This window comes from Paracoccus fontiphilus (genome assembly GCF_017356265.1).
In the GTDB taxonomy this organism is placed as follows: Bacteria; Pseudomonadota; Alphaproteobacteria; order Rhodobacterales; family Rhodobacteraceae; genus Paracoccus; species Paracoccus fontiphilus.
Genome location: NZ_JAFNAW010000041.1, coordinates 21510 through 36475, shown reverse-complemented (window position 1 = coordinate 36475; position 14966 = coordinate 21510). Strand labels below are relative to the sequence as shown.

Sequence of the window (14966 nt, the reverse complement as noted above, 5' to 3'; positions counted from 1 at the left end):
CCCGGCATCCTCTCGCGCCGTCATTCGTTGATGTCGCGGTCCCAGATGCGCTTTTCGCCCTGGCTCGTCGGCCAGAGGCGGCGGAACAGCAGCCAGGCCGCCGCCGACAGGACCGCCGTCGCCACCAGCGTCACCGGCAGGCCTGCCGTCCACAGCCCCGTCAGCATCAGCACGCCCATCAGCCCGACCGAGGCCGCAAGCCCCATGAAGGCCCAGCCGGGCACCAGCAGCTCTACCCCCGCCAGCAGGAAGGCCGCGATCAGCCACAGCCAGCCGCTCATCACGATGACCGCCCACGCAAAAGGCCGAAGGCGTCGGTGAAGGCATCAAGCGCGGCAGCGGGCATCAGAGCGACCTGCTTGCCCTGGCCCTTGCCGACCTCGGTCAGCGCCTCGACCTGCTTCAGCGCGACCTGGTATTGCGCGGCCTCCAGCCCGTTCCTGGAAATCGCCTCGGCAATGGCGGCGGTGGCGTAAGCCTCGGCGTCGGCCAGGACGCGCTTGGCCTTGGCAAGCTGCTCGGCGGCGTAAAGTTCGCCATCGGCGGCCAGTTCGACGGCGCGGCGCTTGCCTTCGGCCTCGGTCACCTGGGCACGGCGCGCGCGTTCGGCGTTCAGCTGCTGCAGCATGGCGGCGCGGGTGGCCTGGTCCAGGTTCACGTCCAGGATCTCGGCCCGCGTGACCTCGATCCCCCAGTCGTCGACGACATTGGCCAGCGATTCGCGGATGCGGGTGATGACTTGGGCGCGGTTCGACTGGACCCCGTCCAGTTCCATCGAGCCGATCTCGGACCGGACGATGCCCGCAACCGTGGTGGCGATGGCCGCGTCGATGTCGCGGATGCGGTAGACGGTCTTTTCCGGCCCGATGATGCGATAGAAGACGCTGGTATCCACCTGCACCAGCACGTTGTCGGCGGTGATGGCGTCCTGGCTGTTGGTCGGTAGCTGCCGTTCCAGGATCGAGATCCGGTGCGCCACGCGGTCAAGAAAGGGAACGGTAAGGTTGATGCCCGGCCCCAGAACCGAATGCAGCCTGCCAAAGCGCTCGACCACGTATTTTTCCGACTGGGGTACGATCCTGACCGATGAGGTGACCGCCATCAGGATCACGACGGCCAGGACGATCAGGGCAAGGTTCTGGCCAAGGGCATTGCCGATCAGGCCGGGCAGGTCTTCCAGGTCCCGTTCTCCTTCTATTCCGCGGCGATCCCGGCTTCCGACTGGCCCCGGGCATCCAGCACGGCCAGCCTGCGGACGGCCCGCCCGATCCGCAGCGCGAAGTCGTCGAACCCGGCATGGGGGGCGATGCTCGCCTCGTCCATGTAAAGCGAGCGGTTGATTTCCAGTTGCACCACATGGACGTTCTGGCCGGGCCGGCCATAGGCGGAACAGATATAGGCGCCCGCGAAGGGCGAATTGCGCCGGATGCGCCAGCCCTCGCTTTCGATGGCGGCGACGATGGCGTCGGACACGCGGGCGGCGGCCGAAAGCCCGTGGCGGTTGCCCAGCACCATGTCGGGGCGGGGTCCGTGCAGGTGGTTCAGCGCGTCATGGGGCATCGAATGCATGTCGATCAGGATCGCCTGGCCGAACCGGGCGCGCGCCTCGGCGATCAGGGCGGCCAAGGCCTGGTGATAGGGCCGCCAATAGGCGTTGATGCGGCGCTCGGCCTCGGCGCGCTCTATCGGGCGTTCGAGGATCGCCCGGCCCTGCGACACGACGCGCGGGATCACGCCAAGGCCCGCAAGCGTGCGCTGGTTCAGCGGGTGGCGGGGAACGCCGCGCACGACAAGGGGGTCGATCTCGTCCGGGGCGCGGTTCAGGTCCACGATGGCGCGCGGCACCTGCGCGCGAATCGTCACGGCGCCGAAGGACGGGGCGCCCGATATCAGCCGGTCCACGAAGGCGTCCTCGGACGATCGGAGGGTTTCGGGCGGCAGCTTGGTGCCTTCCAGGAACCAGTCGGGATAGATGCAGCCGGAATGCGGTGAACCGAAAATGACGCCGCTGACCCAGCGATCAGGCCGTTCGATCAGGACGGGAAGGTCGGATTCGGTCAAGTCAGACCCCGGCAGGCGGTTTCCTCAGGAACCTTATAGACCATTATTTTCTTGCTGCGATAGGGCTTGAAACCCCCCGAGGCCCCCTATATAGACACGCGGACCAAAGGCGGTTCGGAATGTTTCCTTCGGGATGCGGACGGGATGGCCCAAGGAACGGGCGGTTAGCTCAGCGGTAGAGCACTACGTTGACATCGTAGTGGCCACTGGTTCGATCCCAGTACCGCCCACCATTTTTTCGCCGCCCCCGGCAAGCGCGTCGGGGGCATTTCGTTTTCCTGCGGCTGCGAGCCGCGTGATGGAGAAGACCGATGAAGGTTCGCAACTCGCTCCGCTCGCTCAAGAGCCGGCACCGCGACTGCCAGATCGTGCGCCGCAAAGGCCGCATCTACGTGATCAACAAGACCAACCGCCGCTTCAAGGCCCGCCAGGGCTGATCGGCCGGAACGTCCGGATCATCGTGAAAACGGAACAACCCGCCTGAACGGCGGGTTTTTTCATGTTCGTGCGAATTAACCGTTCCTTAACAAAGTATTTGGTTAACGACACGTTCAGGTTGTACCCTTTCCTGCAGCCGGTTTGCGAACTTTGTGCGGGGTTTCCTGATGTTCATCCTTGCAAGTCTGATGGCCCTTGCCGCAGCCGGCGCGGCGCTGGACCTGACCGCGGCGCGCCCGGACGAGGATGAGGATGATCAGGACGGCCTGCCCTCTGCCATCGGCGACCCTGACAGGGGCGAGGTGGGGGGCGTCAGTTCAGGGATGCCCGAAAAAGGGGTTTTCGAACCGGGGCCGGATCTGCCGCTGCCCGAGGAGCCTGCGGAAAGCGAGGCGATCGAGGGCGGGCCCGGTGCCGACGACCTGCTGGGCGGTGCGGGCGACGACACGATCACTGCCGGTTCGGGCGACGACTGGGTGCAGGGCGACGGTACCTATGATGCCGCAGGCGCGGATGAAATCCGGGGCGGCGCGGGCGCCGATTCGCTGGCAGGGCAGGGTGGCGACGACATCATCTGGGGGGATGAGGACGACGACACCCTCTACGGCGGCGAAGGCGGCGACACCTTGTTCGGAGGTACGGGAAACGACTGGCTGTCGGGCAATGACGGTGACGACGTGCTGGTCTCGGGCGGCGGCGCGGACGACCTGGACGGCGGGCGCGGCAACGACCATCTGGTCGGCGACAGCGATCCCGACACGGTCTGGATGCACGGTGGCGAGGGAAGCGATACCCTGGCGCCCGGCGCAGGCGACTTTGCCGAAGGGCAGGACGGCGCCGATCAGTTCGTGCTGCAGCAGGCGCCCGGCACCCTGCCGGTCATCGCCGACTTCGACGCGACCGAGGATGAGATGGTCCTGCACCTGCCCGACAGCATTGCCCGGGACGCCAAGATCGATCTGGCCGAGGACGAGGACGGCACCGTCCTGATCACCGTCGACGGCGAGGCCGTCGGCCGGATGCTGCAGGCCGGCGGGCTTGCCGCGTCGGACATCGTGATCGTCCGGTTGTCCGGATAACGACCCCCTTTCCTTTCGGCGGCTTTTCCCTTATAGGCGCGCATCCTCCGGCGTCTGCCGGGCGGACACTCCACGGGCCAGTGCTGGACGACATCCCGGCCTGCGCCATAACCCCTTTCCTGAAAGGAGATCCCGATGTCGATCACCGTTGAAGAAAAAGCCCGCGTCATCCAGGAATTCGGCACCAAGGCCGGCGATACCGGTTCGGCCGAAGTGCAGGTCGCGATCCTGTCGTCGCGCATCGCCACCCTGACCGAGCACTTCAAGACCCACAAGAAGGACAACCACTCGCGTCGTGGTCTTCTGAAGCTGGTGGCGCAGCGCCGCAAGCTGCTGGACTACCTGAAGAAGAAGGACGAAGCCCGCTATACCGACCTGATCGGCAAGCTGGGCCTGCGTCGCTGATCGCAGCCGGTCTAAGAGCGCCTAACAAAACCGCTGCTCATGCGTTGAGAGGCCATGAGCAAGCCCCTTGTATCCGATGATCTGTGGGAGGCCATTGCGTAGAGCGCCTAACAAAACCGCTGCTCATGCGTTGAGAGGCCATGAGCAAGCCCCTTGTATCCGATGATCTGTGGGAGGCCATTGCGCCGCTCCTGCCAAGGGAGCGGCCGAAGCCGAAGGGCGGCCGCCCTCGATGCGATGACCGGCTGGCGTTGGCCGGCATCATTTTCGTTCTGCGATCTGGCATTCCCTGGGAGATGCTGCCGCGTGAGTTTGGCTGCTCCGGCATGACCTGCTGGCGCAGGCTGCGCGACTGGCAGGCAGCCGGCGTCTGGACCAGGCTTCATCGCGTTCTTCTGGAGCGCCTCTCTGAGGCGGGACAACTGGACTGGAGCCGAGCGTCCCTTGATAGCGCCGCCGTTGCTGCGAAAAGGGGGGTGCCGAGACCGGCCCGAACCCCACGGATCGCGGCAAACCGGGCACGAAGCGCCATCTTGTGGTCGACCTGCGGGGCACCCCGCTCGGGGTGCGCCTGAGCCCGGCCAACCGGCACGACAGCATGATGCTGGCACCCGCTCTGGATGCCGTGCCTGGCGTGCGCCATGGCCGTGGCCGTCCCCGCAAGCGCCCCGGCAAGCTCCACGCTGACAAGGCCTATGACCATCACCGCTGCCGGAGCGAATGCCGGAAACGTGCGATCAAGCCGCGCATTGCCCGGCGCGGCATGGACAGCAGCGAAAGCCTGGGCCGGCACCGTTGGGTCGTCGAGCGGACACTGGCATGGCTCAACCGCTTTCGCCGCCTCGCCATCCGCTACGAGCGGCGCGCCGACATCCACGAGGCTTTCGTGATCCTCGGCTGCGCCCTCATCTGCCTAAACCAGATCAAACGGTTTTGTTAGATGTTCTTAGAGGATTGGTCCAGGGGGTCGATCCCTGGTCCTCGGACTCATCACCGCAAAACAGGTCAGCGAACACTCCCTTTTCAGGGCTGGACCTCTGAAAGCCTGGGTTTGCGGCTGGATCCAGGCGAGAAACTCCTCTCAGGCCTGCAGCGCCCGCACGCCGACCTCGCCCTCGCCCCGCGACTTGATCGCCGCGACTGCCGCGATGCTGCCGGCCGCCGTGGTGAAGTACGGGATCTTGTCGTAAAGGGCGACGGCGCGGATCTCGCGCGAGTCCGCGATGGCCTGCGCGCCTTCGGTGGTGTTCAGGACCATCGCGATGTCGCCGTTCTTCAGACGGTCCACGATGTTCGGACGGCCTTCGTAGACCTTGTTCACGCGGTCGGCCTGGACCCCGGCCCGGGCCAGCCAGTCGGCGGTGCCGCTGGTGGCGACAAGCGAGAAGCCCATGGACAGCAGGTCGCGCGCGGCCTGGGCCAAGGCCTCGGTCTTGTCGGCTTCCTTCACGGAGATGAACACGCGGCCCTCGTCCGGCAGGTGGGTGCCCGCGCCCATCTGCGCCTTCAGGAAGGCGCGGGCGAAGTTGCGGTCCCAGCCCATGACCTCGCCGGTGGAACGCATCTCCGGCCCGAGCAGCGTGTCGACGCCGGGGAAGCGGGCGAAGGGCAGCACGGCTTCCTTGACAGAATACCAAGGGGTGAGGGGGTCGGCCAGCGTCAGGGGGTCGGCGAAGGGCAGGTCGTCCTCGGGGCCGACGCCTTCGGGATAGGGCGCGCGGGCGGGGAAGTTCGACATCGGCTCGCCCGCCATCAGCCGCGCCGCGATGGACGCGATGGCGCTGTCGGTGGCCTTGGCGACGAAGGGCACGGTGCGCGAGGCGCGGGGGTTGACCTCCAGCACGTAGATGGTGCCGTCCTTGATGGCGAACTGGACGTTCATCAACCCGCGCACGTTCAGGGCACGGGCCATGGCGACCGTCTGGCGCTTCAACTCGTCGATGGTGGCGGCGTCCAGCGTATGCGGCGGCAGGCAGCAGGCGCTGTCGCCGGAATGGACGCCGGCTTCCTCGATATGCTCCATGATGCCGGCGACATGGACGGTTTCGCCGTCCGACAGCGCGTCCACATCGACCTCGATGGCGCCCGACAGGTAGGCTCCAGACCCATTGATTTCAGGCGTTTGACGTGATTCAGGCCCCGCAAGGAGACCTGATTGATGAGCAACCTTTTCTGGCTGAGCGAGGCGCAGATGGCGCGCCTCAAACCCTTCTTTCCCAAGAGCCATGGCAGGCCCCGCGTCGATGACCGGCGTGTTCTGAGCGGCATAATCTTCATCAACCGCAATGGTTTGCGATGGTGCGACGCGCCGAGGGAATACGGGCCCGCCAAGACGCTCTACAACCGCTGGAAACGCTGGAGCGAGAACGGGGTCTTCGCCCGGATTATGATGGGCCTGGCCGCCGAGAGCGCCGAACACAAGACGATCATGATCGACGCGACCTATCTGAAAGCACATCGCACGGCCTCGAGCCTTGGGGTGAAAAAAGGGGGCGCGGGCGCCAGATCGGGCGAACGAAAGGCGGCATGAACACCAAGCTGCACGCAGTCACCGACGCGAAAGGACGCCCGATCCAGTTCTTCATGTCGGCCGGGCAAGTGAGCGACTACACCGGAGCAGCGGCCCTGCTGAGCAGCTTGCCAAAGGCTGGCTGGATGCTTGCGGACAGAGGGTATGATGCCGAATGGTTCCGAGAAGCGTTGAAAGACAAGGGGATAAGGGTATGCATTCCCGGCCGGAAGAACCGCAAGAAGGCGGTCAAATACGACAAGCGGCGCTACAAGCGCCGCAACCGCATCGAGATCATGTTCGGGCGCCTCAAGGACTGGAGGCGCGTTGCCACCCGATACGACCGATGCCCCGAGACATTCTTCTCCGCCATCCTTCTCGCCGCTACCGTCATCTTCTGGCTATGATCGAGAACGAGTCCTGACCCTAGGTCAGGGACCGATAGACGACAATGGGCTCTGATGCTGTAACCGCCCCCCCCCCCGGCGGCATCGATGTGCCAAGGTGGGATCGCGACAATCCAAATTGGGAGGCGGTCATGTCGGAGTTTATCACGGTCGGACTGGATCTGGCGACATCTTCTGCGCGTCAGTTTCGACACGTTGCAGACCACCAGGGCGATCCTTCTGATCATCGCCAGCGCGGCGATCTTTGCGTGGATACTGGTGTCGAACCAGATCGCGGCCCATCTTTCGGGGTCGATCCTGTCAATCTCGGACAGCCCGGCCTTCGTGATGCTTGCGATCCTGTTGATCGTCCTTGTGCTTGGGCTGTTTCTGGAAACCGTTGCGGCGATCACCATTCTGGTGCCGGTGCTGCTGCCAGTCGCCACCTCGGTCGGGATCGATCCGGTCCATCTGGGCGTGGTCATCGTGCTGGCGCTGACGATCGGATTGCTGACACCGCCTGTCGGTCTGGTCCTGTATGTGCTGGCGGCGGTATCGGGCGTCAGATTCGATCGCTGCGTCCGGGCGACCGCGCCTTTCCTGATCCCGCTGGTCGCGGTCTTGCTGTTGGTGGCCTTCGTTCCACAATTGTCGCTGGCCCTACCGATGGCGGTCGGCAAGTGACCCGAACGCTCGTGGTTTTCAATGATGTTCGGGACCGTGGACCACGTGCAGCACGCATTCCGGTGGACCCATCCGGACTGGGACTTTTCCGCCTATGCGGTGACGGGACAACGCACTGAGGTTCTTGGCCTATCGGCGCGGCCAGCCGCTGACGATCTTACCCTCAAAGAACCGTGGCCCCGTATCCGGGGCCACGGCGGATTGGCATGACAGGTGCTAAAGCGTGGGCTGGATCGCGGCCTCGGCCTTATGTTCGCGGCTGAACAGCACATAGTAGAAGGTCGGCGCGGCGATCAGGGTCAGGATCGTCGCAAAGGCCAGCCCGCCCATGATCGTCACCGACATCGAGGCAAAGAACGGATCCCACAACAACGGTGCCATGCCCAGGATCGTCGTCGCCGCCGCCAGAACCACGGGCCGCAGACGCGAGGTCGATGCCTCGATGATCGCGTGGCGGAAGGGCACGCCCTCGGCGCGGACCAGATCGATTTCCTCGACCAGCACGATGCCGTTCTTCAGCAACATCCCCGACAGCGATAAAAGGCCCAGCAGTGCGGTGAAGGAAAACGGCAACCCGGTGACCAGCAGGCCGATCACCACGCCGTTCACCGCCATCGGCACCAGCAGCCAGACGATAAGCGGCTGACGCAACCGGCCAAACAGCAGGATCGAGATCAGGATCATGATCAGGATCGTCATCGGCAGTTGCCCGCCCAGGCTTTCCTGCGCATCGGTGCTGCTTTCATATTCGCCGCCCCATTCCATGCGATAGCCACTGGGCATCGGCACGGTCTCGACCGCGTCGCGGATCTGGGAAAAGACCGCCGAGGCGTTGGTGCCGCTTGGCAGGCCCGCCTCGACCGTGATCGTAGGCACGCGGTTACGCCGCTGAATCAGGGTGTTGCGCGGCTGCCAGTCGATCTGGTCGATCAGCTGTTCCATCCGCAGGTAATCGCCCGCCGCATCGGAATAGATCATCTGCTCCCACAGATCGGGGGTTTCCCCGAATTCGCGCGACCGGATGCGGATGGGGATCTGCCGGTCGCCTTCCTGATAGGTGGCAACGGTCATGCCCTCGGTCGCCATCAGGCTGGCGTCGGCAATGTCGGAGCGTGTGATCCCCGCCGTCTGCGCACGCTGGGTGGCATATTGCGGCACCAGCACGGGTTCGTATTCGCGCCAATCCGTGCGGATATCCATCAGCGGCGCGTCCTGCGCCTTCAATGTATCGCTGACCTGCTGGGCCAGATCGCGCAGCACCGCCGGATCGGACCCTGAAATCCGCGCCTGAATCGGCGCCCCGCCGCCCGGCCCGAAGGCCAGGCGTTCGGTGCGGAACTCGCCCGCGAACAAGGTCTCGCGGCCAAAGGCATTCAGATCGTCCAGCAGGGGCGGGATCGCGTCCAGCGTTTCGGTCCTGATGATCAGATGCCCATAGGTCGGCATCGATTCCTCGGGCGAATAGGTCAGCATGAAGCGCGTGGCGCCACCGCCGATGAAGCTTGCCACCGAGGTGACGTCATCGCGTTGCAGCAGCCAATCCTCGGCCTGTTCCAAATCGCGCGATACCGCCTGAATGTCGCTGCCCTGCGGCAGCTTGTAATGGGCGTAGAAGATCGGCGTGTTGCTGTCGGGAAAGAACTGCTGCGGAACCTGAGCAAAGCCGCGATAGCACAATGCCGTCACCACGACCATACCGGCCAGAAACAGCCAGCGCACGCGCAAAGACAAGCCCAGCACCTTGCGATAGGCGTTGAAGATCGGGCCGGAATAGCCGTCATCGCCTTCGTTGCCACGCTTGAACACGTAATGCGCCAGCAGCGGCGTGACGGTCAGCGCCAATACCCAGGATAGCAACAGTGAGATCCCGACGACGGCGAACAGCGAGAACAGGAATTCGCCGGTCGCGTCGGGCGAAAGACCGATCCCGGCAAAGGCCATGATCCCGATGACGGTCGCGCCCAGCAGCGGCAACTGAATGCGGCTTGCGCCCTCATCCGCCGCCTCGCGGGACGTTTTGCCGCCCTGCATCTTGATCTGCATCGCCTCGGCCACGACGATCGAATTGTCGACCAGCATCCCCATGGCGATAATCAGCGCCCCAAGCGAGATCCGCTCCATCTCGATGCCGCCAAGCGCCATGAAGAAGAAGGTGCCGATCACGTTCAGAAACAGCGTCGCGCCGACAACCACCGCAGACCGCCACCCCATGAACACCGCCAGCACGATCACCACCAGCGCGACCGACATGGCCAGGTTCTTCAGAAACCCGGTCGAGGATTCATCGACCACGACATGCTGCTGATAGATCGGGTGAAATTCAACGCCATGAGGAAGATCGCCGCGCAGGTCCTGCAGCTTTGCATCCACGCGATTGCCGATATCGACAATGTTTTCCGAGGCGATCCCGGAGACACCCAGGGTGAACGCCTCTTGGCCGTTAAAACGGATGATCTGGCGCGGCGTTTCGACGCGGCCCCGTTCGACCGTGGCGATATCGGTCATCTGAACGACCGTGCTGCCGACATTGATGGTCAATTCGCGCAGCGCGTCCACGCTGTCGGTGCTGCGGGGCACGTCCAGATCGAACCGCTTGCCATCCGCGGCCAGCGACCCGGCCGAGGCGATCTGCGCGGCGGCCCTGATCTGTTGGGTCAGCGCGGCGGGCGGGACGCCCAGATTGGACGCGATGGCCATGTCGGGCATGACATAGACCGCCTCTTCGGGCAGGCCCGCGACCGACACGTCGGCAACACCATCGACGGTCAGGATCTCGCGCCGAAGAAAGCTGGAAATCTCGTGGATCTCGGCATCGGAAAAACCCGGCGCGGTCACGGCGAAATAGATGCCGAAGACATCGCCGAAATCGTCGTTGACGATGGGCTGGGCCGCGCCTTCGGGCAGTTGCCCGGCGGCATCGGCGACGCGGTTGCGCAGCTCGTCCCAGACCTGCGGCAGCTCATCGCCCTTGACCGTCGGCAGGATTTCCACGTCGATACGCGACTGGCCGGGCTTGTTCGATGAGGTCACGGTATCCAGCACGCCCATCTGCTGAATCGCGGATTCCAGCGGCTCGGTCACTTCGCGCGCGACCTGCGCCGCCGTGGCGCCCGGATAGCTGGTAAAGACCACCGCCGTCTTGATCGTGAAGGCCGGGTCTTCCAGCCGCCCGACATTCAGATAGCCCCACAGCCCGCCCCCCAGACAACCCAGGATCAGCAGCCAGGTCAGCAGCGAGGCTTCGATCGCCTTGCGTGCAAGGTTCATGGCTGCCCCCCGTCATCCGACAGACCGCCAAAGCGACGCACGCGGTCGCCATCGGACAGCATGGCCGCGCCGGCAGCCACGATGGTCGCGCCGTGCTCCGGCCCCTCGATCATGCGGAAAGAGGTGCCCGATCCGGGCTCGATCACCACGTCATGGGCAGTCAGCGTTCCGGTCTGCGCGTCGCCCTCATCGGCGGCAAAGACCAGCACCTGCGCCGTGCCATCAGGCGCGAAACGCAATGCGCTGGCAGGCAGGATCACCACACCATTGCCATCCGCGCGCGAAATTTCGGTCAGCACGGTCGCCGAAGCGCCGGGCAGCAGATGGTCGGGCGTGTCCGTCGTCAGCGCGAAGGACACGCGATAGGTCTGGCCCACCTCGGTCGCCTCGGCGGTCAGTTCGCGAAATTCCAGCGGATACAGCGGGCCGTCATGAGTCAGCCGCGCCTTGGCCGCGAATTCCGGCTGTTCGCCGAACTTGCGAAACAGGATTTCGGGGGCCTTTATCTCGATCTGGACCTCGCTCATGTCATGGGCGCGCACGATCGGCTCGCCCGCCGCGATGGTCGCATAACGGTCCGCCAGACGCTGCGAGATCAGCGCGTCGAACGGCGCGATCAGGGCCGCGTCCTCAAGGTTTTCGACCGCATCGTCATAGCCGACCTGCGCCACGTCGCGGGCGGTGCGGGCATCGTCGATATCGGCCTGCGGCACGATCCCGGCACCCAGTTCGGTCACGCGTTTCAACTGTCTTTCGGCCTGATCCAGCTGGGCCTGCGCCTCGCGCACCGCGCGTTCGAAGGGACCGGTATCCAATTTGCCAAGCAGATCGCCCTGCTTGACGAATTCGCCTTCACGGATGGGCAGTTTCTCGATCTGACCTCCGGCGCGGAAGGACAGATCGACGGTATTCCGCGCCGTGATCCGGCCAAAGAAACGGCGACTGACGACATCCTGCGACGGCTGCACCACCATCAGCTTGGCCGGTCGCAGATCCTCCTGCGCCAAGGCCGGGACGGCGCAGAGCAGCGCAAGCAGCCCGGAAACAAGAAGAGAGAGTGATCTCATGAGAAACCTTCGAAGTGAAACCTGAAATGGGGGAAAGGTGGCGGGCGTCTGGACGGATGCCGCCCTCATGGCCCCGGCGCGTTATGGCGACGACCGGGCCGCACGCGCAGCCGGGTCACAGCCCGTGTTCCGGAAAATTGCGAAATCATGTGCGATATGCCTTCAAACTTCAGCGGATCTTGGCTAGACAATTACGGAACCGGGCAGTTTCGGAATTCTTTAGCGAGGTTCCCGTCAAAGTGAAAGCCGAAATCAAGGAACTGACCCGAGGCTGCCGTTTGCGCGGCAGGCCCCCTTCGGCCGAAGCGGCGGAAAGGATCGTCGAGGCCGCAACCGCGCTGTTTCTTGGCAAGGGTTACGGGGCCACGACCATGCAGGATGTCGCACGGCGCTTTGGCGGATCCAAGCAGACCATCTATGCCCGCTTTCCCGACAAGAAGGCGTTGCTGGAGGCTGTCGTGACCGCCTTCACCGAACGCAAGTTGCAGACCCCGCGCCAGCTTGCCGCCGCTGACGGCCCGGCGGATCAGATGTTGCGGCAACTGGCCCGCGCCATGCTGAACGCGATCATGGACCGCGACTCGGTCATGATGCTGCGGCTGGTGATTTCGGAATGCCAGGCCGCGCCCGATCTGGCCGAGATGATGGAACGGCGCTGGCGTCGACCGGGGCTTGAGATGGTTCAGCTGGTGATGGAGCGCCTGATTGCGCAGGGTCAGTTACAGGGCGATGCCGGGTTTCTGGCCCGGCATTTCTGCGAATCCGTCCTGCTGCCGCATGCATGGGATTCGCTGTTCGAAATGGGCGAACTGACGGTGACGACAGACAGGCTGCAGGTTCTGGACGCGGCAGTCGATTTTTTCCTGTCGGCGGCAGCGCCGAAAGATGCCGTCAGCCCGCAACCGAGCTGACCGGGTTTACCGCGCGGCGACGGGCAGCTTGCTGGAAGCCTTCATCTCTTTCAGCGACAGGTTCGAACGGATGCTGGTCACGCCCGGAAGCCGCCGCAGGGTACTGTCCACGAAGCTGCTGTAATCATCCAGATCACGCGCCACGACGATCAGCAGAAAATCATCTGCGCCGGTCGTGTTATGGCAGGACAGGATGTTCGGCGTGGTCTGCACGATGCGCTGAAACTCGGCCGTGGCGGCCTGATCATGTTCCGAACAGCGCAGCTGCACGAACGCCATCACACCCAACCCCAGCTTGCGGCGATTCAGATTGGCCTGATAGCCCTCGATGACACCGCTTTCCTCAAGCCGCTTCAGGCGGCGCCAGCAGGGCGTCTCGCTCATACCCAGATGCTCGGACAGTCTGGCATTGGTCATGCGGCCATCATCCTGCAACAGCGACAAGAGCTGGGCATTGACGACATCGATATCAGGCATGGGCAGAAATCCCTTCAAATTCGTCACAACAGAAAAGATATTGCCCCATTATTCGAATATCAGGCCAGGAATGGCAATGGATTTGCCGCTGCACTTCCTATGATCGCCACCGAAACTCAATCAGCACGAGGTCGCGATGAAAGCCGTCATGTTCGAAAAATTTCAGGAAGCCCCGCGGCTGGTCACGGCGAAGGATCCCGCGCCTCAGCCAGATGGGGTCGTGCTGAAGGTCGCCGCCACGGGTGTCTGTCGCAGCGACTGGCACGGATGGATGGGCCATGACGACGATATCGACCTGCCCCATGTGCCGGGACACGAACTGGCGGGCATCGTCGAGGCGGTGGGCAAGGATGTCACGAACTGGAAGGTCGGCGACAAGGTCACGGTGCCCTTCATTTGCGGCTGCGGCAGCTGTTCGGAATGTCACGCGGGTCAGCAGCAGGTCTGCTTGCATCAGGAACAGCCCGGTTTCACCCATTGGGGATCCTTTGCCGAATATGTCGGCATCCATCAGGCCGATCTGAACCTTGTCGCGCTGCCCGACAGTATGGATTTCGCCACGGCGGCCAGCCTTGGTTGTCGCTTTGCTACATCGTTCCGGGCGGTGATCGATCAGGGCAGGGTCAGCGCGGGCCAATGGGTCGCGATCCACGGCTGCGGCGGGGTCGGACTATCGGCCGTGATGATCGCTGCGGCAGCCGGGGCAAATGTCATCGGCGTCGATCTTGATCCGGCGAAACTGAACTTCGCCCGTGAACTGGGGGCCGTCGCGGCGATCGACGGGCGCGAGGCGGACGTGCCCGGCGCCATCCGCGATATCACCCGTGGCGGTGCGCATGTATCGCTTGATGCGCTGGGGCATCCGGTGACGATGACCAATTCGATCCTGTGCCTGCGTCCGCGCGGCAAGCATGTTCAGGTGGGCCTGATGCTGGGCGAACACGCTGCGCCCGCAATCCCGATGCCCAGGATCGTCGGGCAGGAAATCCAGCTTCTGGGCTCTCACGGGATGCAGGCGCATCGCTATGGCGCGATGCTGGACCTGGTCAGCAGCGGCAAGCTGAACCCCGCGCGGCTGGTCGGCGATCGGATCGCCCTGGCAGATGCGCCACAGGCGTTGATGGATATGGACAAGTTCCAATCGGTCGGCGCAACCGTCATCACCCGCTTCTGATCCGCGCAACGCGGCAATCCTGAACCCGCCGATCAGGGTTGCCCGGCCTCGCGCAGGCTCTCGCTCCATTTTCGGATCTCGTCCAGAAACCCGATGGCGGTCAGGCCGGTCGCGGTGATCTGATACTGAACCGAGACGGGGGCGGTATCCAGCACATGCCGGGTGATCAGGCCCTGCGCCTCCAACTGACGCAGGCGTTCGGTGATCATCTTCTTCGACGCGCCGCCAATCATCCGCGCCAGATCGTTAAAGCGCACCGGCCCGTCGCGCAGATGCCACAGGATCGAGCCGGTCCACTTGCCGCCGATGATCCGCATCCCGCGTTCTATCGGGCATGGCTCGGTGCAGACATCATGGGCGATGCGGCGACCCTGCGCATCATGACCTATCCTTGCCTTCATCGGACCCTCCTCATCGCGGCGCCTTTAGGTTACCAAAAGTATACTGGTTGATTTAGGTTTCCGTCCTGCGCATTTCATCGCAAGCCCGCCCCGGGTCAAGGGGCGGC

14 protein-coding genes, 1 tRNA gene and 2 pseudogenes are annotated in these 14966 nt (G+C 64.2%); 9 read left to right on the top strand and 8 right to left on the bottom strand.

Annotated features, from left to right (window positions below):
• Positions 1-20 precede the first annotated feature (20 nt).
• From J0F76_RS13765 to J0F76_RS13755, 3 genes are all read right to left on the bottom strand, one after another.
• On the bottom strand, positions 21-281 hold the full coding sequence (locus tag J0F76_RS13765) for an NfeD family protein (RefSeq protein WP_242690212.1): 261 nt from the start codon (positions 279-281) through the stop codon (positions 21-23).
• Positions 281-1102 carry an SPFH domain-containing protein gene (locus J0F76_RS13760; protein ID WP_207470311.1) on the bottom strand — a complete coding sequence of 274 codons (822 nt, stop codon included), beginning with the start codon at positions 1100-1102 and terminating at the stop codon, positions 281-283. Before J0F76_RS13760 ends, J0F76_RS13765 begins: the two co-directional genes overlap by 1 nt.
• Positions 1103-1194: 92 nt before the next feature.
• A complete protein-coding gene (locus J0F76_RS13755) occupies positions 1195-2061 on the bottom strand; it encodes an N-formylglutamate amidohydrolase (protein ID WP_207470272.1) in 867 nt (288 codons plus the stop codon).
• A gap of 158 nt (positions 2062-2219) precedes the next feature.
• Between J0F76_RS13755 and J0F76_RS13750 the strand changes: the two genes are divergently transcribed.
• The 5 genes and pseudogenes from J0F76_RS13750 to J0F76_RS13730 all read left to right on the top strand — a co-directional run bounded on the left by J0F76_RS13750 (position 2220) and on the right by J0F76_RS13730 (position 4923).
• Positions 2220-2294, top strand: a tRNA-Val gene (locus tag J0F76_RS13750).
• Between the two features lie 78 nt (positions 2295-2372).
• A complete protein-coding gene (gene ykgO / locus J0F76_RS13745) occupies positions 2373-2498 on the top strand; it encodes a type B 50S ribosomal protein L36 (RefSeq protein WP_028725484.1) in 126 nt (41 codons plus the stop codon).
• A 168-nt stretch (positions 2499-2666) separates the two neighbouring features.
• Positions 2667-3578: a calcium-binding protein gene (locus J0F76_RS21185; RefSeq protein ID WP_278250434.1), complete on the top strand. Its 912-nt coding sequence runs from the start codon at positions 2667-2669 to the stop codon at positions 3576-3578.
• Positions 3579-3713: 135 nt separating this feature from the next.
• A complete protein-coding gene (gene rpsO / locus J0F76_RS13735; protein ID WP_207101770.1) occupies positions 3714-3983 on the top strand; it encodes a 30S ribosomal protein S15 in 270 nt (89 codons plus the stop codon).
• A 140-nt stretch (positions 3984-4123) separates the two neighbouring features.
• Positions 4124-4923, top strand: a pseudogene (locus J0F76_RS13730) (IS5 family transposase).
• 141 nt (positions 4924-5064) lie between these two features.
• Here the strand turns inward: J0F76_RS13730 and J0F76_RS13725 are convergent.
• Positions 5065-6081: pseudogene (locus J0F76_RS13725) on the bottom strand (ATP-binding protein); the annotation flags it as partial.
• 60 nt (positions 6082-6141) lie between these two features.
• On the opposite strand from J0F76_RS13725, the gene J0F76_RS13720 reads away from it, so the two are divergent.
• Both J0F76_RS13720 and J0F76_RS13715 read left to right on the top strand, forming a co-directional pair.
• A protein-coding gene (locus J0F76_RS13720) for an IS5 family transposase (protein ID WP_207470269.1) occupies positions 6142-6899 on the top strand; the annotation gives its coding sequence in 2 pieces (ribosomal slippage) (positions 6142-6478 and positions 6478-6899; 759 coding nt in all).
• An 87-nt stretch (positions 6900-6986) separates the two neighbouring features.
• Positions 6987-7562, top strand: coding sequence for an SLC13 family permease (locus J0F76_RS13715; protein ID WP_207470267.1), 576 nt, complete (start codon positions 6987-6989; stop codon positions 7560-7562).
• Positions 7563-7778: 216 nt separating this feature from the next.
• On the opposite strand, the gene J0F76_RS13710 is transcribed toward J0F76_RS13715, so the two are convergent.
• Together J0F76_RS13710 and J0F76_RS13705 are read right to left on the bottom strand one after the other, a co-directional pair.
• Positions 7779-10829, bottom strand: coding sequence for an efflux RND transporter permease subunit (locus J0F76_RS13710; RefSeq protein WP_207470265.1), 3051 nt, complete (start codon positions 10827-10829; stop codon positions 7779-7781).
• Positions 10826-11896, bottom strand: a complete 1071-nt coding sequence (locus J0F76_RS13705) for an efflux RND transporter periplasmic adaptor subunit (RefSeq protein WP_207470264.1) — start codon at positions 11894-11896, stop codon at positions 10826-10828. Before J0F76_RS13705 ends, J0F76_RS13710 begins: the two co-directional genes overlap by 4 nt.
• 83 nt (positions 11897-11979) lie before the next feature.
• Between J0F76_RS13705 and J0F76_RS13700 the strand changes: the two genes are divergently transcribed.
• Entirely contained in the window at positions 11980-12807 is an 828-nt protein-coding gene (locus J0F76_RS13700; RefSeq protein WP_207470263.1) for a TetR/AcrR family transcriptional regulator, read from the top strand.
• Between the two features lie 6 nt (positions 12808-12813).
• Here the strand turns inward: J0F76_RS13700 and J0F76_RS13695 are convergent, their stop codons facing one another.
• Complete coding sequence (locus J0F76_RS13695) at positions 12814-13311, bottom strand: Lrp/AsnC family transcriptional regulator (protein ID WP_341351599.1); 498 nt, start codon at positions 13309-13311, stop codon at positions 12814-12816.
• Between the two features lie 109 nt (positions 13312-13420).
• Between J0F76_RS13695 and J0F76_RS13690 the strand changes: the two genes are divergently transcribed.
• A complete protein-coding gene (locus J0F76_RS13690; protein WP_207470262.1) occupies positions 13421-14458 on the top strand; it encodes a zinc-dependent alcohol dehydrogenase family protein in 1038 nt (345 codons plus the stop codon).
• Positions 14459-14490: 32 nt separating this feature from the next.
• On the opposite strand, the gene J0F76_RS13685 is transcribed toward J0F76_RS13690, so the two are convergent.
• Positions 14491-14859: a winged helix-turn-helix transcriptional regulator gene (locus J0F76_RS13685; RefSeq protein WP_207470261.1), complete on the bottom strand. Its 369-nt coding sequence runs from the start codon at positions 14857-14859 to the stop codon at positions 14491-14493.
• Positions 14860-14966 lie beyond the last annotated feature (107 nt).

Excerpts from the sequence above, each read along its gene's own strand:
- J0F76_RS13685 (WP_207470261.1), bottom strand. The coding sequence starts at position 14,859 with ATGAAGGCAAGGATAGGTCATGATGCGCAGGGTCGCCGCATCGCCCAT.
- J0F76_RS13700 (WP_207470263.1), top strand. The coding sequence starts at position 11,980 with ATGGCGACGACCGGGCCGCACGCGCAGCCGGGTCACAGCCCGTGTTCC.
- J0F76_RS13765 (WP_242690212.1), bottom strand. The coding sequence starts at position 281 with ATGAGCGGCTGGCTGTGGCTGATCGCGGCCTTCCTGCTGGCGGGGGTA.
- J0F76_RS13710 (WP_207470265.1), bottom strand. The coding sequence starts at position 10,829 with ATGAACCTTGCACGCAAGGCGATCGAAGCCTCGCTGCTGACCTGGCTG.
- J0F76_RS21185 (WP_278250434.1), top strand. The coding sequence starts at position 2,667 with ATGTTCATCCTTGCAAGTCTGATGGCCCTTGCCGCAGCCGGCGCGGCG.
- J0F76_RS13760 (WP_207470311.1), bottom strand. The coding sequence starts at position 1,102 with ATGGCGGTCACCTCATCGGTCAGGATCGTACCCCAGTCGGAAAAATAC.
- J0F76_RS13715 (WP_207470267.1), top strand. The coding sequence starts at position 6,987 with ATGTGCCAAGGTGGGATCGCGACAATCCAAATTGGGAGGCGGTCATGT.
- ykgO (WP_028725484.1), top strand. The coding sequence starts at position 2,373 with ATGAAGGTTCGCAACTCGCTCCGCTCGCTCAAGAGCCGGCACCGCGAC.
- J0F76_RS13690 (WP_207470262.1), top strand. The coding sequence starts at position 13,421 with ATGAAAGCCGTCATGTTCGAAAAATTTCAGGAAGCCCCGCGGCTGGTC.
- J0F76_RS13705 (WP_207470264.1), bottom strand. The coding sequence starts at position 11,896 with ATGAGATCACTCTCTCTTCTTGTTTCCGGGCTGCTTGCGCTGCTCTGC.
- rpsO (WP_207101770.1), top strand. The coding sequence starts at position 3,714 with ATGTCGATCACCGTTGAAGAAAAAGCCCGCGTCATCCAGGAATTCGGC.